This window comes from Streptomyces sp. NPDC097981, assembly GCF_040302565.1.
Classification (GTDB): Bacteria; Actinomycetota; Actinomycetes; order Streptomycetales; family Streptomycetaceae; genus Streptomyces.
The window spans coordinates 73,881-97,449 of the sequence record NZ_JBEORW010000028.1 but is presented as its reverse complement, the minus strand read 5'-3'; the positions used below and the strand labels follow the sequence as shown (position 1 = coordinate 97,449).

The following is a 23,569-nucleotide window of genomic DNA, read 5'->3' as shown; positions in this document are numbered from 1 at the left end:
CGGCTCAGTAATGGGAGTACTCGGCGGAGTCCAGGTCGTGGACCTCGTCGCCGCGCAGGGCGGGGGTGAACATGCAGACCAGGCGCAGGTCCTCGTGCGGGGAGGCGACCAGCCAGTGGGCGTCGTGGCGGTCGAGCGCGTAGAGGGTGCCCGGGACGATCGGATGGGAGTTGCCGACGGTGTCGATGACCTCGCCGCTGCCCTCGATGCAGTAGCAGCTCTCCATGTGGTTGCGGTACTCCAGGCGGGACTTGGTGCCCGCGCGGACGATGGTGTCGGTGACGGTGTAGCCGACCCCGTCCTGCTGGGTGAGGAAGCGGCGGCTGAGGCCGTTGCCCCAGTCGACGGTGGGGACCTCGTCGAGCTTGCGGACGATCATGAGTGGAACTCCTTTGCTGAGTCGGGTGCGAAGTCGGGCCGGCGGACGGTCCCGCCGGCCGTGCGCAGCTCCCGTACGAAGGAGGCGAACTCCTCGACGGGATCGCGGCCCTGGGTCAGGGCCGCTTCGATACGGGCCACCCCGGCGCTGCCGACGACGGCGGCGTCGGCGCCCAGGCCCGCCAGCCGCGAGATGTCCTCGGCCGTCTTGACTCCGAAGCCGACGGCGACGGGCACGGCGCAGGCGGCGCGCACGGTGGTGAGCGCCCGGGCGAGCCGGGCGTGGTCGGGGGCGGCGGAGGTGCCGCTGCGCCCGTAGTGGGCGACCAGGTAGAGGTAGGCGGTGGCGTGGCGGGCCGCCTCGGCCACGGCCTCGGGGCCGGAGACCGCGTAGCAGGTACTCACCAGGGGCAGCCCGGCCCGGTGCGCGGCCTCGTAGTGGGCGGTGCGCAGCCGCGGTGGTACGCCGTGCAGCAGCAGCCCGTCGCAGCCCGCGTCGCGGACGGCGGCCGCGAAGTCCGCCGGGGCGGTGCCCCGTACGGTGTGGCTCCAGTCGGCGAGCAGCGCGATCCTCAGCCGGCGCAGGCCGGGGCGGATCCGGGCCACTGCGGCCAGGGTCTGCTCCAGGCCTGTCCCGGCGGCCAGCGCCCGGCCGGCGGAGCGGCGGACGACGGGGCCGTCGGTGACGGAGTCGGGGAACGGGACGGCGAGTTCGAGGCAGTCGACCTCGTTCTCGTCGAGCATCGCGGCGAGCTCGGGCAGCCGCTCCAGCGGCGGGTCCCCGGCGTTGAGGAAGACGGCGAGGCCCGGCCGGCCTGGCCGGCGCCGGGCGAAGAACGCGTCCGGCTCAGGCATGGACGGCCGCCCGGGTCCGCAGCCGCTCCAGCAGCGCGAGCGCACCTCCGTCGCGGATCACCGCCCGGGCGCCGGCCAGTGCCTCGTGCCAGTCGCCCGTGGTGCGGCCGGCGACGGCGAGGGCGGCGGCGTTGAGGCAGACGGTGTCCTCGGCGTCGCGGCTTCCCTCGCCGCCGAGCACGGTGCGGAAGTACGCCACCGGGTCGGCGCCGCGCGGGCGCAGGCCCTCCAGGGTGCCGGGGCGCAGCCCGAGCAGGGCCGGGTCGAGGGTGAACTCGTCCTCCCCGCCCGCCTCGTAGGAGTGCACCTGGTTGGTGGTGCAGCCGAGGAGTTCGTCGGCGCCCAGGTCGTTGCCGGCCAGCCACACCCGGCGGCCTGTGCGGCGAGCGGTGTGCGCGGCCGCGGTGCGCAGCGCCGGCGCCAGGCGGGCGTCGGAGACGCCGGTGACCTGCGCGGAGACCGGCATGTCGGCGAGGAAGGGGCCGAGCGCGTTGATGCAGCGGCCGAGCCCGCGGATGTCCAGCGGCAGGACGGCGCGGGCCAGCAGGGCCAGTTCCGCCGGGTAGACGAAGGACCCGGCGAATGCGATGCCGCAGCCCTCCAGCGTCTCGTGGGTCTCCTCGTACGACCGGGTCAGCGGGATGCCGAGGCGCTCCAGCAGGTCGACCGAGCCCATCGAGGAGGTGTACGCGCGGGAGCCGGTCTTGACGACCGGGGTGCCCATCGCGGCGGCCACCAGCGCGGCCGCGGTGGAGATGTTGAAGGTGGCCGGACCGCCGCCGGTGCCGACGATGTTGACCGCGCCGTCGAAGGCCCCGGGGCCGCCGCCCAGCCGGCCCGTGTGCCCCGGGCGGCGTTCGGCGAGCGAGTCGAGCAGGGCGGTCAGCGTGGTGCGGCCGGGCATCGCGGTGGACAGCGAGGCGAGCAGGGCGACGGCCTCGCCCCGGCGCAGCCCGCGCTCGTGCTGCGGTCCGCGCTCGTGCAGCCCGTCCCAGAACGAGCGCCACATGGGCAGGTCCACCGGCCGGTCCTGCCCGATGACGGCGGCGACGGCGTCGTGCATGGTTACGCGGCCTCCGCCTGCTGCCGGGACGCGTCCGTGATGAACTCGTCGATGGCTGCGACCGAGCGGAAGAACTCCGGGTCCAGGTCGAACTCGTCGGTGTTGATGTGGTGGACGTCCTCCAGCCACGCGATCACCTTGAGCAGGCCGAGGCTGTCGACGACGCCGGCCTCCAGGAGGTCGAGGTCCGCGTCCAGCTCACCGGCAGGGACGTCCGGCAGGAACTCGCGGACCATGAACTCCTTGATGGCCTGGATGCGTGGCATGTCAGTTCTCCTTGGTGAAGTGGGTGCGGGCGACCTGGTCGCGGTCGACCTTGCCGGTGGAGGTCCGTGGCAGCGGGCCGTCGGTGATCCGCAGGACCGAGGGCACGGCGGCCCGGGGCAGGCCCCGGGCCAGGTGTCCGCGCAGGGTGAGGCTGTTGAGGCCGGAGCCGGGCGCCCGGCGGGCCACCGCGTGCAGCAGCCGGCCGGCCACCGGGTCGGGCAGGGCCAGGACGGCCGCTTCCAGCACGCCGGGGTGCTCGAGCAGGACGTGCTCGGTCTCCTGCGGGTTGATCCGCACACCGCGCACCTTCACCTGGAAGTCGGTGCGGCCGGCCAGCCTCAGCGTGCCGTCGCCGGAGCGGGTCACGAGGTCGCCGCTGCGGAACCAGCGGCGGCCGTCGGCGCCGGCCGGATGGTCCGTGAACACGGCCGGGGCGGCCACGGCACCCAGGTAGCCCAGGTACCCCTCCGTCTGGAAGGGGGTGGTGACATAGAGCTCGCCGGTGCCGGGCCCTTCGAGCACCCCGTGCTCCGCGTCGACGAGCAGTGCGCCGGCGCCGGGCAGCGGGGAGCCGAGCGGGAGCGGCAGGGCGGGGTCCTCGCCGCCGGTCAGCTCGTACAGGAAGCTGTCGTTGGTCTCCGTGCAGCCGTAGAGGTTGTACAGCCGGGCGCCGGGCAGCAGTGCGGGCAGCTCCGCGCGCAGCGGCGCGGGCAGCGCGTCGCCGGTGAACAGCGCGTGCCGTACGCCGGGGACGGCCGCGTCGCCGCGCTCGCGGGCGGCGTCGGCCAGCAGCCGGTAGAACAGCGGGACGGCCTGGACGATCTCGGGCCGGTGGCGCAGCACCAGGTCCAGCAGGTAGCCGCCCTGGGTCGCCCGGTCGGTGTCGGCGAGCACGACCCGGCCGCCGTGGGCCAGCGTGGTCCACACGTCGAGGAGGCACAGGTCGAAGTTGAGCGGCGCGTAGTTGAGGACGGTGGTGCCCGGGCCGATCCCGAAGGAGTCCGCCGCCCACCGGGTGAAGCGGTCGAGGGCCCCGGCCCGCAGCGGCACGATCTTGGGGGTGCCGGTGGAACCGGAGGTGGTCAGCAGCAGCGCGGTGGCCCCCTCGGCGGGCGGCGCGGCGTCGGCGAACCGTCCGGCCGGAGCCGACTCGTCGAAGGGGGTGTCCAGCGGGCTGAGGACGTGCTCGACGCCCGCCTGGGCGTACAGCCGCTGCGTGACCTCCGCGCCGAGCTGCGGCGAGGGCAGCAGTACGGGCCGCCGCTCCAGCAGCGCGGCCAGCACGAGGGCGACGACCGCGGGTGACTTGACGGCGGGCACCCCCAGCGGGGAGCCCGCGGGGATGCGGGCGAGCCGGGCCCGCTCCTGCTCGGCCCGGCGGAGCAGCGCGCCGTAGCCGATCTCCTGCTCGCGCCACAACAGCGCGGTGGCCTGGGGGCTGCGCCGGGCCTGGGCGAGGATGCCGTCGGCGAGGGAGCGGGCTGTGCGGACGGCCGCGGTACCGGCGCTCTTCACGGGCCTGGACTCCTTCCGGTCCTCACGATCGAAGCTCTCGTCCCGATCGTGGTTTCGGTGACTGGAGGATCATCGGAGTCCCGCTGGCGGCCCGTTCGCAGGTAGGACTACGGGGCCTCCTCGAGGAGTCCGGCGAGGACGAGGGCCTGTTCGGCGTCCGGGGGGCCGGCCGGCCACCACCGGCCCGCGCGCTCGCGGTACGGGTACCAGCGCCCGTCCCGGCCGCGCCGCAGCTGGAGGCCGCGGCCGGTCAGCGTCCAGTGGTTGCCGGACACCTCCAGCTCGGGCAGTTCGTCGGCCTCCCAGGCCGCCGCCAGGGCTGTACGGGCCCGCGCGGTCTCCTGGGCGGGCGGCTCCCAGGCCTCCTCCAGCGTCCGCAGGCCCGCCGCGCCGCCGTGGCGCCAGGCCTGCGCGGCCCGGTCCAGGTCTGCGGCCCGGTCCGAGGCCGCGCGCAGGCGTTCGGGCACCCTCGGGTCGGGGTGGGTGGCGGTGATCCGTACGGTGTCCTGCCACAGGTCGAGCTCGGCGGGCGGCTCGGCGGTGAGGCCGTGCGTGTACGCGAGCAGGGCGCGGGCCGCTGCGGCAGCGTCGGCGACCAGGCGTTCCAGCGGGTCCGCGGCGATCCCGGTGACCGCCTCGGGCTCCTCGGCGGGGGCGGCGGCCTGGGGCATCGGGGGCAGCGGGGGCAGTTCCGCGGCCGGGCGGGCGTAGGCCTCGGCGGCGGGGGTGCCGCGCAGCGCAGGGCCCGCGGTGTCCCGCGCCCCGTCGGCGTCCTCGGACTCCGGCGGCTCCTCGTCCGCGTCGTCGGACCCGTCCATCGACATCATGGCCCGCAGCATCAAGGCCGACCCCAGCTCGTGCGCGGCCTCCTCGGCGTCTCGCCCTCGCACGAACAGAAGCAGCGCCGCTTCCTCGTCCAGCAGCCACGAGAACTGGTGGGCCAGCGCCACCGCGTGCGCGCACGGATGGTCGGGCTCGTCGCAGTCGCAGTCCGGCTCCATGTCCCCGTAGCCGGGCAGCAGGCCCAGCCGGGCGTCCTCGGCCGCCTCCAGCAGGTCGGGCGGGAGTTCACCCGCGAGGACCGCCTCGGCCTCGGCGGGCCGGTCCGCGGTCTTCTCCCACAGGGCGTCCCAGTCCTCGTCCCCGAACACCCGCAGGGTCAGCTCCGCGCTGTACGGGCCGTCCTCGCCCCCGTGGACCTGCGCGGCGATCCGGCCGGGGCTGACGGTGAGCGGCCCGATCCGGCCCGAACGGGCCAGGGCACGGCCCCGCTTGAGCGGGTCCTCCTCGGGCCAGAGGTCCTCCACGGCCTGCCCGAACTGTCCGCCCCACCAGGACTTGCCGCGTGCCCGGCCGCCCTTGCGCGCGGCGAAGGCGGGGAACCCCCGTGCGCTGTCGTGTCCTTCGGCCATCACGTGCTCCTCAGCTCGACCAGGTTCGCCAGCTCGTCGTTGCCGAGCGTGCTCAGCGCCTGCTCGCCCGAGCCGAGCACGGCGTCGGCGAGCTCCTGCTTGGACGCCAGCATCTCGGCGATCCGGTCCTCGATGGTGCCCTCGGCGATGATCCGGTGCACCTGCACCGGGCGGGTCTGCCCGATCCGGTGGGCCCGGTCGGTGGCCTGCGCCTCGACGGCCGGGTTCCACCAGCGGTCGAAGTGCACCACGTGGTCGGCGCGGGTCAGGTTGAGTCCGGTGCCCGCCGCCTTGAGCGAGAGCAGGAAGACCGGCACCTCGCCGTCCTGGAAGCGGCTGACCATCTCCTCGCGCTTGGGCACGGGCGTGCCGCCGTGCAGCAGCTGGGCCGGTACGCCCCGCTCGCGCAGGTGCGCCTCCAGCAGCCGGGCCATGGCGACGTACTGGGTGAAGACGAGGACGGCCCCGTCCTCCGCCGTGATGGTGTCGAGCAGTTCGTCGAGCAGCTCCAGCTTCCCGGAGCGGCCGGTCAGCCGGACCGCGCCGGCCTCCTTGCCGACGCCTTCCTTCAAGAACTGGGCCGGGTGGTTGCAGATCTGCTTGAGCCCGGTGAGCAGCTTGAGGACCAGGCCGGAGCGGGCGATGCCCTCCGTGGCGCGGATCTCGGCCATGACCTCGCGCACGAGCTTCTCGTACAGGGCGCTCTGCTCGGCGGTCAGGGCGACCGGGCGGTCGGTCTCCATCTTGGGCGGCAGTTCGGGGGCGACGCCCGGGTCGGACTTGCGGCGGCGCAGCAGGAAGGGCCGTACGAGGCCGGCGAGCCGGGCGGCGGTGTCCGTTCCTTCGGCGGACCCGACGGCTCCGGTGCGCTCGGCCTCGATCGGGGCCATCCAGCGGCGGCGGAAGTGCCCGTAGCCGCCCAGGAGCCCGGGGGTGGTCCAGTCGAGGACGGCCCACAGCTCGGAGAGGCTGTTCTCGACGGGGGTGCCGGTCAGCGCGACCTTGGCACCGGCCGGGATCAGGCGCAGGGCGCGGGCGGTGGCGGACGCCGGGTTCTTGACGTGCTGGGCCTCGTCGGCGACGGCCATGCCCCAGTGGTGGGCGGCGAGCCGGTCGGCGTCCAGGCGCATCGTGCCGTAGGTGGTGAGGACGAATCCGTGCTCGGCGCCCTCCAGGGTGCGCCCGGGCCCGTGGAAGCGGCGTACGGGGGTGCCGGGCGCGAACCGGCCCACCTCGCGCTCCCAGTTGCCCAGCAGCGAGGCCGGGCAGACCACCAGGGTGGGTCCCTGGCTGCGCGGGTCCTCCTGGCGCAGCAGGTGGAGCGAGATGAGCTGGACGGTCTTGCCCAGGCCCATGTCATCGGCGAGGCAGCCGCCGAGGCCGAGCGAGGTCATCCGGTCCAGCCAGCGCAGTCCGCGCAGCTGGTAGTCGCGCAGGGTGGCGGCCAGGGCGGCGGGCGCGGCGGTCTGTTCGTCGCCGCCGTCGGGTTCGGCGAGGCGGACGCGCAGGGCCACCAGCCAGGGGCCGGGGACGACGGGGACCCGTTCGCCGGCGATCTCGGTGAAGCCGCCGAGGGCGACCGAGAGCGCCTCGATGGCGGTGAGCGGCTTCAGTTCGCGGGTACGGGCCTTGCGGGCGAGTTCGGCCGGTACGAAGACCCAGCGGTCGCGCAGCCGCAGCACGGGGCGGCCCTCGTCCGCGATGCGGGCGGTCTCCGCCTCGGTGAGGGGTTCGCCGTCCAGGCATAGCTGCCAGCGCAGGTCGACGGTGCCGTCGCCCATGAACGCGCGCAGGTCGGCCGGGGGTTCGCGGTCGGCGCCGACCAGCGCGTGGGCGCCGAGGCCCCGGGCGGCGTCGGCCGGCCAGTGGACGTCGACGCCGTGGGCGCGCAGCCGGGCTCCGGCGTCGCCGAGCAGCGCGGTGGTCTCGCGGTCGTCGAGGACGATCTCACGGGGCACCGGGAGCAGCCGCCGCAGGGGCTCCCACACGTCGGCGGCGCGGCGTACGGCGAGGATCGTGTCGGCCTGGGCGCGGGGCCCCAGTGCGTGCGGGGCGCCGTCGAAGAGTTCGGCGGCGGCCAGGGCCACGGTGGGGTCGGAGAGGCTCGCCACCCGCGGTTCGATCCGTACGAGCGGCTCCGCGGCCCCGTCGCCGACGACGACGCTGAGGGAGACCCGGACGCCGGAGTCGACGCCGAGGGAGATCTCCTCGGCCCAGGCGCGCAGTTGGGGCACGTGCTGGGGGGCGGTGGCGGCGAACGCGGCGCGGCCGGTGGCGGCCTCGGCGGCCGGGGTGCGCGGCAGCACGTCGGCGACGGCGTCCAGGAAGGCGCGCAGTACGGTGCCGGCCTCGGGCAGCAGCCCGGAGCCGGCGGCCACGGGCAGTGCCAGCGCTTCGGGGGGCGCGGCGGCGGCCAGTTCGCGCAGTCGCGTCACGTCCTCGGGGTCATAGGGGCCGGTCCGCCAGGCGTCGTAGCCGCCGGGGGAGACGCCCGGCAGCAGGCGTTCGCGGGCGGCGAGGTGCAGGGCGAGGGCGAGGGCCCCGCCCCAGAAGGCGGCGGCCGGGTGGACGGGCTCGGCCGGGATCCGGCCCCTTCGCCGTTCCTCGTGGGCCCGGCGGGCGTGGGCCAGTACGGGCAGCACGTCGGCCAGGGCGAGGCGGAGTACCGGCAGGGTGCGCGGTCCGTCGGCGGTGAGCAGGCCGGCCTCGCCGGGCCGGCCCCCGGGCACCTCGGGCGGTGGGGATCCGTCCGGGTTCCACAGGAGGATCTCCCCGGTCCTGGCCGGGTCCCCCGGTTCGAACACGGCCGCGCACCGCGCCAGGAGTCCGGCCTGCTCACGCGCAATCCACACCATGCGTCCGTTTCCTCGGTCGTTCCGGTCTGCTGCCCCTGCCGGTGATCAGGTTGTCAGATTCCTGAACCGGCGTACGGAGAGCGGGAAGAAGACGGCGCACAGGACCACCGGCCACACCACGGCCATCAGCAGGGAGTGCTGGGCGATCCAGGAGTCCCCGCCCCAGCCGGGGTTGCCGAACAGCTCGCGCGTGGCGAGCACGGTCGAGGACAGCGGGTTCCACTCGGCGATCGTGCCGAGCCAGCCCGGCATCGTGGAGGGGGCGACGAAGGCGCTGGTGAGGAAGCCGATGGGGAACTCCAGGGTCTGCACCATGGTGATGCCCTCGGGTCCGCTCATCAGCAGGCCGAGATAGACGCCGGCCCACACGAGCGCGAAGCGCAGGAGCAGCAGCAGGCCGACGGCCAGGGTGGTGTCGCCGAGGCTGCCGTGGGCCTGCCAGCCCATCAGCAGGCCGACGCCCATCAGCACGGCCAGCGCGAGCACCGAACTGATCATGTCGGTGACGGCGCGTCCGACGACCACCGCGGAGGGGGACATCGGCAGGGTGCGGAAGCGGGAGGTGATGCCGCGGTTCTTGTCGGCGGCGACGGCGGTGACCGTCTCGCCCATGCCGAAGACCATCGTCATCACGAACATGCCGGGGACGAGGAACTCCTTGTAGTCCCCGCCGCCGGGTACCTGCATCGCGCCACCGAAGAAGTAGCCGAACATCAGGACCATCAGGATGGGGAAGGTCAGCGCGCCGACCAGGGTGCCCGGTTCGCGCACCCAGTGCGTCATCCCGCGCAGGGTGACGGTCCAGCCGTCGGCCGCGGCCCAGCGCAGCCGCGAGAGCGGGCCGCGCGGGATGGCCGGCATCTGGGGGAGCTGGAGCGGGGTGGTGGCGCTCATGCGGCGACTGCCTTTCGGCCGGGTTCGGCGTCGGCGGCCGCTTCGGCGGCCGGGGTGGCCGTACGGCCGGTGAGGTGCAGGAACACCTCGTCCAGGGTGGGGCGGCGCAGTGCGATGTCCTCCGCCTCGATACCCGCGTGGTCCAGGGCGCGTACGGTCTCGCCCAGGGCGCTGGTGCGCTCGGCGACGCGGACGCTGACCCGCCGGGTGTCGGGGTCGGTGTCGGGGGTGCCCTCGGCGATCCTGGCGAGCGCGCCCGCGGCGGCCGGCAGGTCCTCGGCGCGGCGCACCACGACGTCGATCCGGTCGCCGCCGACCTGGCTCTTGAGCTGGTCGGGTGTTCCCTTGGCGATGACCGTGCCGCTGTCGATGACGGAGATGCCGTGGGAGAGCTGGTCGGCCTCCTCCAGGTACTGCGTGGTCAGCAGGACCGAGGTGCCGCCGCCGACGAGGTCGCGTACGGCTTCCCAGACCTCGTTGCGGCTGCGCGGGTCAAGGCCGGTGGTGGGCTCGTCGAGGAAGAGGACCGGCGGGGCGAGCACCATGCTGGCCGCGAGGTCGAGGCGGCGGCGCATGCCGCCGGAGAAGTTCTTGACCGGCTTGCTGCCGGTGTCGTGGAGCCGGAAGCGCTCCAGCAGCTCGTCGGCGCGGCGGCGGGCGCCCCGCGGCGAGAGGTGGTGCAGGCGGCCGAACATCACCAGGTTCTGGCGGCCGCTGAGCACCTCGTCGACGGCGGCGTACTGGCCGACCATGCCGATGGAGGAGCGGACCTCGGCGGACTGGGAGACCACGTCGAAGCCCGCCACCCGTGCGTGTCCCTCGTCGGGCCGGATGAGGGTGGAGAGGATGCCGACGGAGGTGGTCTTGCCGGCGCCGTTGGGGCCGAGGAGGCCGTGCACCGTGCCCTGTTCGACGGTGAGGTCGAATCCGTCGAGCACGTACCTCTTGCCGTACCGTTTGCGCAGCCCTTCAGCGATCACTGCCGGCCTGGTCGAGTCCACGTCAGCTTCCTTCTGTGGTGCGTGCGGGAGTCGGACGGCAGGTCCGCCCGCTGGCGATCCTGACAGCCGCTCCCGCAGCGCTCCTCGAGCCGTGGTGGAGGCGCCGGTCAGCGCGCGACGCGCTCCAGCATCGGGGTGTACAGGTTGGGGTCGCTGCTGCCCAGGGCGCGCAGGGCGGCGCGGTGCGCGGCGAACTCCGGCTGCCCCAGGGCCCGGCGGAAGGACTCCTCGTCGGTCCAGTCCGCCACGTTGACGTACAGGTCCGGGTCGTTGATGTGGTGCAGCAGCCGGTGGCGGATGAAGCCCGGCTGGGAGGCGAAGAACGCGGAGGTCCGGTCGAAGGCCTCCTCGAACTCATCGCGGGGGCCCGTGACCTCGAAGCGGTTGATGAAAGTGATCACGCCGTTTCTCCCTCTCCTCAGGCGGGGCTGATGCCCAGCTCGTGGCCGAAGACTCCGCGCGGGTCCCAGGCCGCCTTCACCCGCTGCAGGCGCGGGTAGTTGTCCTTGTAGTAGAGGCGCTGCCAGGGCACGCCCGAGGTGTTCCAGGCCGGATCGGCCATGTCGACGTCGGGGTAGTTGATGTAGCAGCCGTCGGCGCCGCGGCCGGGGACCGGGACCCCGCCGGTGGTGGCGAACACGTCCCGGTAGGCGCGGCGCAGCCAGCCGATGTTCTCGGCGTCGCCGGCCGCGTCCTGCCAGGTGTTCATGAAGATCACGTTGAGGACGGCGTCGCGGTGCGCGGTGGCGGTGGCCGAGGCGTGGGGGGTGTTGACCCGGCCGCCGTAGGACTGGAGCGAGACGGACGCCGACTCGTAGCTGTGGTCGGTGTTGTTGAGGTGGGTGTACAGCGCGTCGCTCTGGGCGTCGGTCCAGGCCCGCCGCAGGTACGCCGACTTGATCTTCTGGCGGCCCTTGTCGGTGTCCTGGGACTCGCCCAGCGCCACGGTGGCGTTCAGCCAGGTGTCACGGGTGATGCCCATGTCGTACGGGGTCACGGGGACGCCCTCGGTGAGCGCGGCGGTGTAGTCGGCGAGCAGCTTCTCGGCGTCGGGGCGGGTGCCGTCCATGTGGGCGAAGCTGATGGCGCTCTGGCCCGGGTCGTTCTCCTTGAGCTTGCCGAACAGTACGAGGCCGCCGTAGAGGCCCGCGTAGGGGGAGTCGGCGAAGCTGTTGCGCTCGTGCCACTGGCCGTGGTTGCGCACCAGGCGGCGGAAGGCGGCCTTGTCCATGCCCTCGCGGGGGAAGAGGACGGCGCTGGTCAGGATCGTGGCGGGCGGGCGGGGCAGTAGCCGGCCCGGGTCGGTGCCGGTGGCGCCGGGGGTGCGGAACCAGTAGCGGGTGACGACGCCGAAGTTGCCGCCGCCGCCTCCGGTGTGGGCCCACCACAGCTCGCGGTTCGGGTCGTCCGGCTCGCGGGTGGCGACGACCGCGCGGGCGCGGCCGGCCCGGTCGGCGACGACGACCTCGACGGCGTACAGGTGGTCGGCGGCGAGGCCGAACCGGCGCGAGAGGGCGCCGTACCCGCCGCCGGTGATGTGGCCGCCGAGGCCCACGGTGGCGCTGGCGCCGCCGGGCAGGGTGACGCCCCAGCCGTAGTACAGCGTCTTGTAGACGTCCATCAGGCGCGCGCCGGCCTCGACCATGAAGGCGCGCTTGTCCTCGTCGTAGCGGACCGCGTTCATCTGGCCGAGGTCGACGACCAGGCGGACTGCCGTGTCTCCGACGAAGTTCTCGTAGCAGTGGCCGCCACTGCGCACGGCGACGCGGCGGCCCGACCGCGCGGCCTCGCCGACGGCCTGGACGACCTGCTCGGTGGTGGTCGCGAGGCGGAACGCGGCGGGCCGGGCGGTGAAACGCTTGTTGCTGCCGCGCGTGGCCAGGTCCTCGTAGCGGGGGTCGGCGGGGGTGATGTCCGCGGTGGCGTCCGCACCGCCGGTACCCGTCGCGGTACCCGCACCGGTACCCGAGGGCCGCCTCGGGGCGGCGGCCAGGGCGGGCGTGACGCCCGCCGCGGCGAGGCCGGCGACGCCTACCGTGATCGAACCGGCGACAAAGCGCCGACGGCTTGGAGCGGTCATGATGCTTCCTTTTCGGTGCGGACCCGGTGGCGGGACAGGGCGCGGAACAGGGCGCGGGGCAGGGCCTGGGGAAGGGTCTGGGGAAGGGCCTGGGCGTGCGGCGGGGTCGGGCAGGGAGGAAGTGGGGGCTCAGGCGCTGACGTGCGCGGAAAGCACCCGGTTGACGAGCTCGAGGTACTTGCGGGGGGTCTCGGCCTCGTCGATGGCCTCCTCGTCGAGCGTGATCTCGTACTCGCGCTCGATGCGCCCGGTGGTCTGCAGGAGCGCCAGCGAGTCGTAGCCGAGGTCGAGGAAGAGGGTGTCGAGGACGTTGTCGCCGCCCATGTCCACGCCCTCGTCCGCACCGGCGCACTCGCGCAGCAGGCGGGTCAGGTCGGTCAGTTCAAGGTGCCGCATGGGGATCTCCTCTTGGCGGTTCGGGTTCGGGCGTAGCGGGGTGCGACGTGCGCCGCGTCAGACGGCGCGGACCACGGCGGCGGCGTTGAAGCCGCCCCGGCCGCGGGCCAGCACCAGGGCGGTGCGCAGGGCGGTACCGGTCCGCGGGGCACCGGTGACCAGGTCGAGCGGGCAGTCGTCGGCGGGCCGCACGGTGCCGGTGGTCGGCGGGACCACCTGGTCGCGCAGGGTGAACAGGGCGGCCGCGAGGTCGAGGGAGGCCCCGCCCGAGAGCAGCCGTCCGGTCATCGACTTGGGGGCGGTCACCGGGACCCCGCGCGGGCCGAACAGGGCGGTGATCGCCTCGGCCTCGGCGCGGTCGGCCGCGCGTTCGCCCGCGGCGTCGGCGAAGACGACGTCGACGTCGGCGGCGTCCAGGCCGGCGTCGGCGAGCGCGAGGCGGGCCGCGTCGGCGAGCCGGGGCGTGTCCGGGCCGTCGAAGGTGGCCGCGTATCCGGCGAAGGAGCCGTAGGTACGGGCGCCGCGGGCGCGGGCCGCTTCGGCGTCCTCCAGGACGAGCAGGGCGCCGCCCTCGCCGACGATGTGGCCCGAGGCCTCGGCGTCGAAGGGCAGATAGGCGCGGGCCGGGTCCTGGACCTGGCTCATCCGGCCCTCGGCCAGGTGCGCGGCCCAGCCCCACGGGCAGATCGAGGCGTCGACGGCGCCGGTCACCATCAGGGAGGCGCCCTTGCGGAGCTGGCGCCGGGCCTGGGCGACGGCGTCCAGGCCGCCCGCGCCCTCGGTGACGATGACGCCGCTGGGGCCGCGCAGCCCGTGCCGGATGGAGATCTGGCCGGAGTTGACGGCGTAGAACCAGGCGAAGGACTGGTACGCGCTGACGTGCTGGCCGCCCTTGCTCCACAGGGCTTCCAGCTCGCGCTGGCCGAACTCGAAGCCGCCCGCGGAGGAGGCGGTGACCACGCCCGCGGCGTATTGCGGCAGCTGGGCGGGGTCGGCGCCCGCGTCGTCGAGGGCCTCCTTGGCGGCGGCGAGCGAGAGCCGGGTGACGCGGTCGGTCTGCGGCAGCAGCCGGCTGGGGACGTGGTCCTCGTCGACGAAGCCCGGGATCTCGCCGGCGAGGCGTACAGGGTAGCCGCTCGCGTCGAACCGGGTCAGCGGCCGGATGCCGCTCTCGCCGCGCAGGACCGCATCCCACCAGGCCTCGGCGCCCAGCCCGTTGGGGGCGGTGACGCCGATGCCGGTGAAGACGGCGGTGGCGGTCCGCGCCGGAGCAACGGACGGGTCGAGCGTGGGCGCGGTCATGCTGTTTCCTTCAGGCTCGGGCGGTTGAGGACCATGGCGCTCTGGAAGCCGCCGAAGCCGCTGCCGACGCTGACGACGGCGTCGGTGCGCTGCTCGCGGGCGGTGAGCGGGGTGTAGTCCAGGTCGCAGTCCGGGTCCGCCTCGTGCAGGTTGGCGGTGGGCGGCACGGTGTTGTGCGCGATGGCCAGGGCGCTGGCGGCCACCTCCAGGGCGCCGATGGCGCCGAGCGAGTGCCCGATCATCGACTTGATGGAGCTGACGGGCACCTCGTAGGCGCGCTGTCCCAGACTGCGCTTGAAGGCCGCGGTCTCGTGCTTGTCGTTCTGCTTGGTGCCCGAGCCGTGGGCGTTGACGTAGTCGATGGCGGAGGCGTCCAGGCGGGCCTCGGCGAGCGCGGCGGTGATGGCCTCGGCCATCTCCGCGCCGTCGGAACGCAGTCCCGTCATGTGGTACGCGTTGCTGCGGTTGGCGAAACCGGAGATCTCGGCGTAGATCCGGGCGCCGCGGCGGCGTGCCCGCTCCAGCTCCTCGACCACCAGCACGGCGGAGCCCTCGCCGAGGACGAACCCGTTGCGGGTGCGGTCGAAGGGGCGCGAGGCGGTCGCCGGGTCGTCGTTGCGGGTGGAGGTGGCGCGGATCGCGTCGAAGCAGGCCACGGTGATCGGCGAGATGGGCGCCTCGGTGGCGCCGGTGACCATCACGTCGGCGGTGCCCTCGCGGATCAGCTCGACGGCGTGGCCGATGGAGTCGAGTCCGGAGGTGCAGCCGGTGGAGACGAGGGAGACCGGTCCCTGCACGCCGCTGTCCCGGGCCACTTCGGCGGCCAGGGAGCTGGGGGTGAAGTAGTCGTACAGGTGCGAGACAGCCCGGGTGTGGTCCACGTTCCAGAGCCGGCCCAGCTCGCTGACGGCCGCGTACTCGTTGTCGAGTCCGATGGTGCAGCCGACGGCGCTGCCGAGGCTGACACCGGTGCGCAGCGGGTCCAGCCCGTCGGCGACGCCGCTGTCGGCGATCGCCTCGCGGGCGCTGGTCAGTGCGAACAGGGCGGCGCGGTCCAGGCGTGCGGCCTCCTGCGCGTCGAACCCGTGGGCGGCCGGGTGGAAATCGGCCTCGGCGGCGATGCGGGAACGGAAGGAGGACGCGTCGAACAGGGTGATGGCCCGGGTGGCCGTACGGCCGGCCGTGAGCAGCTCCCAGAACTCCTTGGTGCCCACTCCTCCCGGGGCGACGACCCCTATACCGGTGATGACTACCCGTCTCATCGACTGTCCCCCACTGTTTTTCCGCCAGGCCTGGGGCCGGGCGGGCTCGCACCGCAGAACGGCTTCAGTGCTGCGAGCCTCCCCCCTCGGTCTGGAGCACGGCTAGAAGATCCGTGCAAGGCGGCAATCAGCCACCCCAGCGCACCAGCGCGGTCCCCACGCTCATGCCGCCGCCGAATCCGGCGAGCAGCACGAGGTCCCCGTCGGCCGGTCCGCCCTCCCCGCGCACGGCGTGGTCCAGCGCCAGCGGGATGGAGGCCGCGCCGGTGTTGCCGTGGAACTCCACGGGCAGGTGGACGGTCGCCCGGGTCAGGCCGAGCGATCCCGCCAGGGAGCGGAGCATCTCGCCGTTGGCCTGGTGCGGGACGAAGTGGGCCACTTCCCCGGGCCCGACCCCGAACGCGCGAAGGGTCTCCTCGACCGCACCGGGCAGTTCCCGTACGACGAAGTCCCGTACGTCGCGCCCCCGCATCGCGAAGTAGTGCTCGCCGCGGGCCACCGTCTTCAGGGCGGCCGGCTTGCGGCTGCCGCCGGCGCCGACCCCGATCAGCCCGTGCAGGCTGCCGTCGGTGCGCAGGCCGGTACCGAGCAGCCCGTACCTCTCGCGCACCGGGCCGAGGACGACGGCGCCCGCGCCGTCGCCGAACAGGGGGGCGGTCCGGCGGTCGGCGGGGTCGACGATGCGGGAGTAGACGTCGGTTCCGACGACCAGCACGGGGCGGCGCCGACCGTCCGCCTCGGGGGCGGCGAGGAGCCGGGCGCCGGTGTGCAGGGCCACGGCGAAGCCGCTGCACACGGCGTTCACGTCGAAGGCGGCCGACCGGTGGGCGCCGAGGCGGTGCTGCACCAGGGCGGCGGTGGCCGGCTGGGTGTGGTCGGGCGTCGAGGTGGCAACCACGATCCAGGCGAGGTCCTCCGGGTCGGTGCCGGAGTCCTCCAGTGCCCGCAGGGCGGCCTCGGCGGCCAGGTCGGAGGCGGCCTCGTGCGGGGCCGCGTACCGCCGTTCCCTGATCCCCGTCTTGCGCTCGATCCACGCCGGGGTCACGCCGACCCGGGCGGCGATCGTCTCGTTGGGCACGATCCGCTCGGGCAGGTACGAGCCCGTGCCGAGGATGCCGACAGATCCCAGTGCGGGCGAGTGGACGCTCACGCGGCCACGACCGAGAGCCGCGCCAGGGCGTCGGTCACGGCGGCCGCCACCTCCTCGAGGCGGTCGCTCAGGAAGAAGTGGCCGCCGGGCAGCACCCACAGCTCGAACCCGGCGTCGGTGTGGGTGCGCCACGCCTCCACCGCGCCGACCCGGGCCATGTGGTCGTCGTCGCCGGTGAGGGCGGTGATCGGGGTGCGCAGCGGCGGCCCGGGCCGGAAGCGGTACTCGCGCACCGCCCGGTAGTCGGTGCGCAGGGGCGGCAGCAGCATCCGCCGAACCTCCGGGTCGTCGAGCAGTCCGTCGTCCGTCGCGTTCAAGGCACGCAGTTCCTCGACGACTTCCTCGTCGGTACGGGGGAACCAGGCCTCGTAGCTGTCCTGGCAGGGGGCCGGGCGGCCGGAGACGAACAGGTGGGCCGGGCCCTGCCCGGCCGCCTCCGTCCTGCGGGCCACCTCGAAGGCCAGCATCGCCCCCATGCTGTGCCCGAACAGGGCGTACGGGCGGCCGTCGTCGAGCTGCAGCAGCTCGGCGGTGACCCGGTCGGCGAGCCGCTCCAGGGAGGTCTCGCCCGGTTCGGAGCGGCGGTCCTGGCGGCCCGGGTACTGGACGCCGTGCACGTCCACGGCGGGCGAGAGCACCGAGGCCAGGGGGTGGAAGTAGCTTGCGGACCCGCCCGCGTGCGGCAGGGCGAACAGCCGGACGGGTGCCTGCGGGGCGGGCCGGTAGTTCCTGAACCAGGGACTTCCGTCGGTCGTTCGCGTCATCGGATCTCCTCATTCCCGGACAGAGCTCAATACCCAGCCTGTGGGTGCGGCCGCCCGGTACGGATCCCCTGGGACCCCCCTGGCCCCGGCGCCGCCCGGGCCTAGGGGAACGTCTGGGGTGCCGGGGCCAGGGGGCCCGTTCCTACGTTTGGCTGAGGCGCTCCTCGACTTCAAGGGACATCACGTGGACGAGATCATCAGTGCTCTGCTCTCCGAGGAAGCCGCCCCGGGTGACTTCCAAAACCTCCGGCTGCCGGAGAGCTACCGCGGCAATGTGGTCCGCAAGGAAGACACCGGCATGTTCGAAGGCATGGCGACGGCGGACAAGGACCCCCGCAAGTCCCTGCACCTCCAGGACGTGCCGACCCCCGAACCGGGGCCGGGCGAGGCACTGGTCGCGGTCATGGCGAGCGCCGTCAACTACAACACCGTGTGGTCGTCGATCTTCGAGCCGCTGCCGACCTTCGGGTTCCTGGAGCGCTACGGCCGGCTCAGCGAACTGACCAGGCGTCACGACCTCCCGTACCACGTGCTGGGCTCCGACCTGTGCGGCGTGGTGCTGCGCACCGGCCCCGGCGTGAACCGCTGGCAGCCCGGCGACCGGGTGGTGGCCCACTGCCTGTCCGTGGAGCTGGAGTCCGCCGAGGGCCACAACGACACGATGCTCGACCCCGAGCAGCGCATCTGGGGCTTCGAGACCAACTTCGGCGGCCTGGCAGAGCTCGCGCTCGTGAAGTCCAACCAGCTGATGCCCAAGCCCGAGCACCTGACGTGGGAGGAGGCCGCCTCTCCCGGTCTGGTCAACTCCACCGCCTACCGCCAGCTGGTCTCCCGCAACGGCGCCGGCATGAAGCAGGGCGACAACGTCCTGATCTGGGGCGCCAGCGGCGGACTCGGCTCCTACGCCACCCAGCTGGCCTTGGCGGGCGGCGCCAACCCGGTGTGCGTGGTGTCCAGTCCGCAGAAGGCCGAGATCTGCCGCAGGATGGGCGCGACCGCGATCATCGACCGCAGCGCCGAGGGCTACAGGTTCTGGAAGGACGAGGAAACCCAGGACCCGCGGGAGTGGAAGCGCTTCGGCAAGCGCATCCGCGAGCTGACCGGCGGCGAGGACGTGGACATCGTCTTCGAGCACCCGGGCCGCGAGACGTTCGGCGCCTCGGTGTACGTGGCCCGCAAGGGCGGCACGGTCGTCACCTGCGCCTCGACCTCGGGGTACCGGCACGAGTTCGACAACCGCTACCTGTGGATGTCGCTGAAGAGGATCGTCGGCTCGCACTTCGCGAACTACCGCGAGGCGTGGGAGGCCAACCGGCTGGTCGCCAAGGGCAAGATCCACCCGACCCTGTCGAAGGTCCACACCCTGGAGGAGACCGGCCAGGCCGCGTACGAGGTCCACCAGAACCTCCACCACGGCAAGGTCGGCGTCCTCGCGCTGGCCCCGGGGGAAGGCCTGGGCGTACGGAACCACGAGCTGCGCGCCACGCACCTCGAGGCCATCAACCGCTTCCGGACCGACGCCAGTGCTGACACCGCGGAGGCCGGCCAGTGACCGCGGAGCGCAAGCCGGTCACCGGGATCGTCGGACTGGGCACGGTCGGCGAGGCGTTGCTGCGCCTGGCCCACGAGGCCGGGCACGAGGTCATCGCGGTCGACACGGCCCTGGATGCGCTGGACCGTACGGCCCGGCGGCTCAAGGCCGCCGACGCCGCGCGGACGGACGAGGCCGACGGGCCCGCCCGGCCCGCCGTCACCCTGACCACGGACCCGGCCGCCCTCGCCCGGGCGGAGCTGGTGATCGAGGCCGTACCGGAGGACGAGGCCGTCAAGAAGGCCGTGCTGTGCGACATCGTCGCCCGGTGCGCGCCCGGCGTGCCCGTACTGACCACCGCCACGACGCTGTCCGTGCCCCGGCTGGCCATCGCCTCGGGCAGCCCGGGATCGGTCGCGGGCCTGCGGTTCTTCACTCCGCCCTCCTCCGGTGGGCCCGTCCGCCCCGTCCACTCCCCGCTGGCCTCGGCCACCACCGCGGCGGCGCTCGACGCCCTCGTGGCGGAGCTCGGCCTGCGGCCCGTCCCCGTCACCGTCCCGTCGGCGGCGGACGCCGACGACCTGGTGCTGGCCTACCTCAACCGGGCCGCGATCCTGTGCGACGAGGGCTACGCGAGCGCCCGGGACATCGACACCGCGATGCGGCTGGGCTGCGGTCTTCCGCTGGGCCCGCTGGAAACGCTCGACCTCATGGGCATCGACTCGGTCCACGCGGCGCTCCTCGCCCGCTGGCGGCGCACCGGGGACTGCGCGTTCGAACCGTCGCCGCTGCTCAGCCGGATGGTCACGGCCGGCCGCCTGGGCCGCAAGAGCGGCGAGGGCTTCGCCGCGTACGACGAACTGGGCGCCGTGGTGACGCCGCCGGCCGGCGGCGCGAGCGCGGGCACGGCCCGGCCGGTCACCCGCGTCGGCGTGGTCGGCTCGGGCGCCATGGCCCGCGGCATCGCCGAGGTCATGGCGGTCGGCGGCCGGCACACGGTGCTCGTGGCGCGCGGTGCGGAACAGGCCGCGCGGGCCCTGGAAGCGGTCGGCGATTCGCTGACCCGCCGGGTGCGCCGGGGCCGGATCACTCCTGCGGAGCGGGAGGCGGCGCTCGGCCGGCTGGAGACGTCCCACGACCTGGCGGCGCTCGGCGACCGCGACCTGGTCGTGGAGGCCATCGTCGAAGAACTCGACGCGAAGCGGGTGCTGTTCGGGCGCCTCGGTGAGATCTGCGCACCGGGCACGGTCCTGGCCACCACCACCTCGAGCCTGTCCGTCACCGCCTGCGCCGAGGCGTCGGGCCGCCCGGCCGACGTGATCGGCCTGCACTTCTTCAACCCGGCCCCGGTGATGCGGCTGGTGGAGCTGGCGCACACGCCGGCCGCGCATGCGGACGCCCTGGCGACCGCCCGCGCGCTCTGCCGTGACCTGGGCAAGACGGCCGTGGAGTGCCCGGACCGGACCGGGTTCATCGTCAACCGGCTGCTGTTCCCGTACCTCGGTGACGCGCTGGACCTGCTGGAGCGTGCCGACACGGACATCGCCGCGACGGACGCGGCCGTCGAGCAGGGGTACGGCTACCCGATGGGGCCGTTCGCCCTGCTGGACACGATCGGGCTGGACGTCTCGCTCGCCATCCAGGAACGGCTCTTCGAGAGCTTCGAGATGCCGGAGCTGGCCCCCTCCCCGGCCCTGGCCGAACTGGTCGCGGCGGGCGCTCTGGGACGCAAGAACCAACGGGGCTTCCGCAACGTGGAGCGCCGGAGCTGAGGCACCGGCAAGACGCCCCTACGCCTACGACGGCGCACCCCGGGCCGGGCGGCCCGGGCCGAGCAGCTCGGCGAGGTCGGTTCGTGAACGGACGCGCAGTTTGCGGTAGACCTTCGTCAGGTGCTGCTCGACCGTGCTCGCGGTCACGAACAGCCGGGCGGCGATGACCTGGTTGGTGCAGCCCTGTGCGGCCAGTACCGCCACCCGTCGCTCCGCCCGGCTCAGCCGGGCGGCGGGGTCCTGGTGCCGGGCCGCCGGGGTGCTCCAGTCGAGGGCCTCGCACGGTTCGACGGCCCAGCGGGCCATCAGGTCCCGGCAGGCGTGCAGATCGCCGAGGGCGGCCACCGGCTGCTCCGCGGCGAGCCGGAACCGGCCTCGGGCGAGCAGGTAGTGGGGAGCTGCGCGGGTGCGGAACATCGCCTCCGGGACGGGGATGCGCAGCAGCCGGGCCGCCTCCTCGTGGTCGCCGAGCCCGGTCGCGGCCACTACGGCCGCGGCCAGCGGCATCCCGACGGCGATCCCCCAGGCCTCCGGCGCCAGCAGGCCCAGTGCCCGCTCCGCCTCGCCGGCCGCCTCCGCGTACCGGCCCAGCCGGCCGTGCACCAGGGCGGCGGCCGCCGCGGTCACCGCCCGGCGGGCGGGGGTGTCCAGGGCTCCCCGTGTGGTCCGCGTCTCGCGCAGCAGGGCGTGCCAGTGCTCGGCCCGGTCGCTCTCGCCCACGTACAGCAGGGCGCACAGGGCCGCCGCCACGCCGGGAGCCGGGTGCTGGCGCGATACGAGGACCTCCGCGGCCCGTTCCACGGCGGCCGTACGGCCGGTTTCGGCGGCGGGCCCGTCCGCCGGGCCCAGTTCCGGGTAGACGTACGCCGCCCCGGCCCTCAGCTCCCGCGCCCGCTCCCCCGTACCAAGGGTGTCGAGCGCGCGGGCCGCGGCCTCCGGGCGGCCGTGCCACAGCAGCAGCCCGAGCGGGCCCGCGGCCCGGTCGGCCTCGAACCTCCCCGCCTCCAGGGCCTGTTCGAGGGCATGGAGATGGCGGATCACGGCGGCGGGGTCGCTCTCCCATTCGGCGCCGGCCAGTGCGTCGAGCAGGGCTGCCCGGCGGACCGGGTCGGGGCAGCGGCGATGCGCGGCGTCGAGGAATCCCGCGGCCGCCTTGGGCCGGGCGGCCCGCAGGGCCTGCTCGGCCGCCTCGGCCAGTACGTCGACAGCCCACGGCTGCGCGGACGCGGGACCCGGCCCGTCGGCGGCGACCAGGTGCCGGGCGACGGTCTCGGCTCCGGCGCCGTCGGCGCGCAGCAGCTCGACGGCCCCGGTGTGCAGCCGGGCGCTCTCGCGGGGCGGGAGTTCCTCCAGTACGGCGGCCCGCGCCGCCTCGTGGCGGAACCGTCCCGACTCCAGCAGCCCGGTGTCGGTGAGGACGTCCATCAGCGGCCCCACGGCCCGTTCGTGGACGCCGAGCAGCCGGGCGAGCGTGGTGAGGGTGGCGGAGCGGCCGAGTACGGCGAGCGCCCGGGCCGTGTCCCGGGTTCCGCCGGGGCGCAGGCAGCCGGTGACGGCCCGTTTGAAGGCGGCGGAGGCCACCGGACGGTCGGAGCGCAGCGGTCCGCACTGGGACCGGTCCTCGGCGAGGGCGTGCAGCAGCCGGGGGTTCCCGCCGGTGGCCCGGTGCCAGGCGGGGGCTAGCAGCCGGGCCCCGGCCGGGTCCACGGCCCCGCCGTACGGGGTGCGCAGGAACCCGGCGACGCCGTCCTCGTCGAGGGTGGTGAGGGCGATGGCCAGGCACCGGGGGTGGCGGGCGAGTTCGGCGACGGGCAGGGCGGCGGCCGGCGGGTGGGGCGGCTGGTACGTGGAGCCCGCGCCGAGCAGCATGATGCGCGCGGCTCCGATCCGGCCGCACAGGTGGAGCAGGCAGCGCGCGGAGAGTTCGTCGGTGTACTCGATGTCGTCGACGGCGATGACGACGGCCGGGGCGGTGGCGGCCAGCTCCACCAGTACGTCCCGTACCACCGGCAGAGCGGCGGCGGGTTCGGGGTCGGGATCGGGCCCGGTGAATCCGGGTACGGCGCTCAGCAGCTGTCCGGCGACGCCGAGCGGGATGCCCTGTTCCGCCGGGGAGGCGGACGCGTGCAGCACAAAGGCTCCGGCGGCCGCCGCCTCGGCGGTGAACGCCCGCACCAGCGCGGTCTTGCCGGTGCCGGGGCTGCCGGTGACCAGGGCGGCCCGGCCCTCGCCGCGCCGGGTCACCGCGAGCAGCTCCCGGAGGCTGCCGAGCTCCCGGTCCCGCCGCACCAGTTCCTGCGGCCTCGGTGTCATCGGCTCTCCCCCCCCGTGCGGTGCCGCTCCCGGCAGTGTGCCGGGGCCCGGGGAAAAGCCGCTGGTGGGCGACCTGAGGGACGCTCGAGCCCCGGCCGTGGAACCGTGCACCGTGCACCGGGACCGGGTCAGCGGTGGGGGCGCTCTCGCCGCGCAGCCGGTTGGTCAGCGTGGACTTGCCCACGCCGGACAGGCCCACGAGGGCGACGGTGCGGCCCGGCTCGACGTACCGGTCCAGTGCGCCGAGGCCCTCGCCGGTGCGGGAGGAAACGGTGTGGACGGGGGAGCCGAGCGCGATGCGCTCCACCTCCTCGGCCGCCGCGGCCGGATCGGGGTGCAGATCGGCCTTGCTCAGCGAGGGCATCGAGCGCATGCAGCGCGAAAGCGGCGGCTTCGGCACCCTGCTGGTCAACACCCAGGACTGGGCCACCCGCGAGCAGACCAAGCGCAGCTACGAAATGCTCGCCCGCTACGTGGCACCGCACTTCACCGGCGCCCTCGACAGCCGTCGCGCGTCCCAGAAATGGGTCTCGGAGAACAAGGACGGCTTTGCCGCAGACCACGACCTGCTGGTCGGCCGGGTGCTGGAGGTGCGTCTGGCGGGCTCGGGCCGGCCGCTGCTCTGGTACCAGCGGGCCTTCCGCACCGCCACCTGACCCCGCGTCCGCCCGGCGTGATCCGCCGGGCGGACGCGGACAAGCGTGGAGCCGGGGCGGGTGATCCCCGTCCCGGCTCCACTGCGTTGCGGGCTCGCGTACT

At 74.4% G+C, this 23,569-nt stretch carries 20 protein-coding genes and 1 pseudogene; 3 read left to right on the top strand and 18 right to left on the bottom strand.

What is annotated here, in order from left to right:
• Positions 1 to 4: 4 nt before the first annotated feature.
• From ABTY04_RS25675 to ABTY04_RS25600, 16 genes are all read right to left on the bottom strand, one after another.
• On the bottom strand, positions 5 to 379 hold the full coding sequence (locus ABTY04_RS25675; RefSeq protein WP_352215742.1) for an ectoine synthase: 375 nt from the start codon (positions 377 to 379) through the stop codon (positions 5 to 7).
• Positions 376 to 1,233, bottom strand: a complete 858-nt coding sequence (gene trpA / locus ABTY04_RS25670; protein WP_352215741.1) for a tryptophan synthase subunit alpha — start codon at positions 1,231 to 1,233, stop codon at positions 376 to 378. Before trpA ends, ABTY04_RS25675 begins: the two co-directional genes overlap by 4 nt.
• A complete protein-coding gene (locus ABTY04_RS25665; protein ID WP_352215740.1) occupies positions 1,226 to 2,296 on the bottom strand; it encodes an anthranilate phosphoribosyltransferase in 1,071 nt (356 codons plus the stop codon). The genes trpA and ABTY04_RS25665 overlap by 8 nt, the downstream gene beginning before the upstream one ends.
• 2 nt (positions 2,297 to 2,298) lie before the next feature.
• Positions 2,299 to 2,562, bottom strand: a complete 264-nt coding sequence (locus tag ABTY04_RS25660) for a phosphopantetheine-binding protein (RefSeq protein WP_215143773.1) — start codon at positions 2,560 to 2,562, stop codon at positions 2,299 to 2,301.
• Between the two features lies 1 nt (position 2,563).
• Positions 2,564 to 4,078: an AMP-binding protein gene (locus ABTY04_RS25655; protein WP_352215739.1), complete on the bottom strand. Its 1,515-nt coding sequence runs from the start codon at positions 4,076 to 4,078 to the stop codon at positions 2,564 to 2,566.
• A gap of 107 nt (positions 4,079 to 4,185) precedes the next feature.
• Positions 4,186 to 5,490, bottom strand: coding sequence for an SWIM zinc finger family protein (locus tag ABTY04_RS25650; protein ID WP_352215738.1), 1,305 nt, complete (start codon positions 5,488 to 5,490; stop codon positions 4,186 to 4,188).
• Positions 5,490 to 8,345, bottom strand: a complete 2,856-nt coding sequence (locus ABTY04_RS25645) for an SCO1167/SCO6262 family helicase (RefSeq protein ID WP_352215737.1) — start codon at positions 8,343 to 8,345, stop codon at positions 5,490 to 5,492. The genes ABTY04_RS25650 and ABTY04_RS25645 overlap by 1 nt, the downstream gene beginning before the upstream one ends.
• A 45-nt stretch (positions 8,346 to 8,390) precedes the next feature.
• Positions 8,391 to 9,239 (bottom strand): ABC transporter permease, encoded by an 849-nt coding sequence (locus ABTY04_RS25640; RefSeq protein WP_352215736.1) that lies wholly within the window; start codon positions 9,237 to 9,239, stop codon positions 8,391 to 8,393.
• On the bottom strand, positions 9,236 to 10,240 hold the full coding sequence (locus ABTY04_RS25635) for an ATP-binding cassette domain-containing protein (protein ID WP_352215735.1): 1,005 nt from the start codon (positions 10,238 to 10,240) through the stop codon (positions 9,236 to 9,238). Before ABTY04_RS25635 ends, ABTY04_RS25640 begins: the two co-directional genes overlap by 4 nt.
• A gap of 107 nt (positions 10,241 to 10,347) precedes the next feature.
• A complete protein-coding gene (locus tag ABTY04_RS25630) occupies positions 10,348 to 10,641 on the bottom strand; it encodes an antibiotic biosynthesis monooxygenase family protein (RefSeq protein ID WP_352215734.1) in 294 nt (97 codons plus the stop codon).
• 17 nt (positions 10,642 to 10,658) lie between these two features.
• Entirely contained in the window at positions 10,659 to 12,320 is a 1,662-nt protein-coding gene (locus ABTY04_RS25625) for an FAD-binding oxidoreductase (RefSeq protein ID WP_352215733.1), read from the bottom strand.
• A 129-nt stretch (positions 12,321 to 12,449) separates the two neighbouring features.
• On the bottom strand, positions 12,450 to 12,716 hold the full coding sequence (locus ABTY04_RS25620) for an acyl carrier protein (RefSeq protein ID WP_352215732.1): 267 nt from the start codon (positions 12,714 to 12,716) through the stop codon (positions 12,450 to 12,452).
• A gap of 57 nt (positions 12,717 to 12,773) precedes the next feature.
• A complete protein-coding gene (locus ABTY04_RS25615; protein WP_352215731.1) occupies positions 12,774 to 14,018 on the bottom strand; it encodes a ketosynthase chain-length factor in 1,245 nt (414 codons plus the stop codon).
• Entirely contained in the window at positions 14,015 to 15,280 is a 1,266-nt protein-coding gene (locus ABTY04_RS25610; RefSeq protein WP_352215730.1) for a beta-ketoacyl-[acyl-carrier-protein] synthase family protein, read from the bottom strand. The genes ABTY04_RS25615 and ABTY04_RS25610 overlap by 4 nt, the downstream gene beginning before the upstream one ends.
• A gap of 127 nt (positions 15,281 to 15,407) precedes the next feature.
• Positions 15,408 to 16,430, bottom strand: coding sequence for a 3-oxoacyl-ACP synthase III family protein (locus ABTY04_RS25605; RefSeq protein ID WP_352215729.1), 1,023 nt, complete (start codon positions 16,428 to 16,430; stop codon positions 15,408 to 15,410).
• A complete protein-coding gene (locus ABTY04_RS25600) occupies positions 16,427 to 17,194 on the bottom strand; it encodes a thioesterase II family protein (RefSeq protein ID WP_352215728.1) in 768 nt (255 codons plus the stop codon). Before ABTY04_RS25600 ends, ABTY04_RS25605 begins: the two co-directional genes overlap by 4 nt.
• Before the next feature lie 184 nt (positions 17,195 to 17,378).
• On the opposite strand from ABTY04_RS25600, the gene ccrA reads away from it, so the two are divergent.
• Positions 17,379 to 18,746, top strand: coding sequence for a crotonyl-CoA carboxylase/reductase (gene ccrA / locus ABTY04_RS25595; protein WP_352215764.1), 1,368 nt, complete (start codon positions 17,379 to 17,381; stop codon positions 18,744 to 18,746).
• Complete coding sequence (locus ABTY04_RS25590; protein ID WP_352215727.1) at positions 18,743 to 20,497, top strand: 3-hydroxyacyl-CoA dehydrogenase family protein; 1,755 nt, start codon at positions 18,743 to 18,745, stop codon at positions 20,495 to 20,497. The genes ccrA and ABTY04_RS25590 overlap by 4 nt, the downstream gene beginning before the upstream one ends.
• A gap of 24 nt (positions 20,498 to 20,521) precedes the next feature.
• On the opposite strand, the gene ABTY04_RS25585 is transcribed toward ABTY04_RS25590, so the two are convergent.
• A complete protein-coding gene (locus tag ABTY04_RS25585) occupies positions 20,522 to 22,810 on the bottom strand; it encodes an AAA family ATPase (RefSeq protein WP_352215726.1) in 2,289 nt (762 codons plus the stop codon).
• Between the two features lie 106 nt (positions 22,811 to 22,916).
• Positions 22,917 to 23,174: pseudogene (gene rsgA / locus ABTY04_RS25580) on the bottom strand (GTPase RsgA); the annotation flags it as partial.
• Here rsgA and ABTY04_RS25575 point away from each other — a divergent pair.
• Positions 23,107 to 23,466: a flavin reductase family protein gene (locus ABTY04_RS25575; protein WP_352215725.1), complete on the top strand. Its 360-nt coding sequence runs from the start codon at positions 23,107 to 23,109 to the stop codon at positions 23,464 to 23,466. The pseudogene rsgA and the gene ABTY04_RS25575 overlap by 68 nt on opposite strands.
• The last annotated feature ends 103 nt before the right edge of the window (positions 23,467 to 23,569 follow it).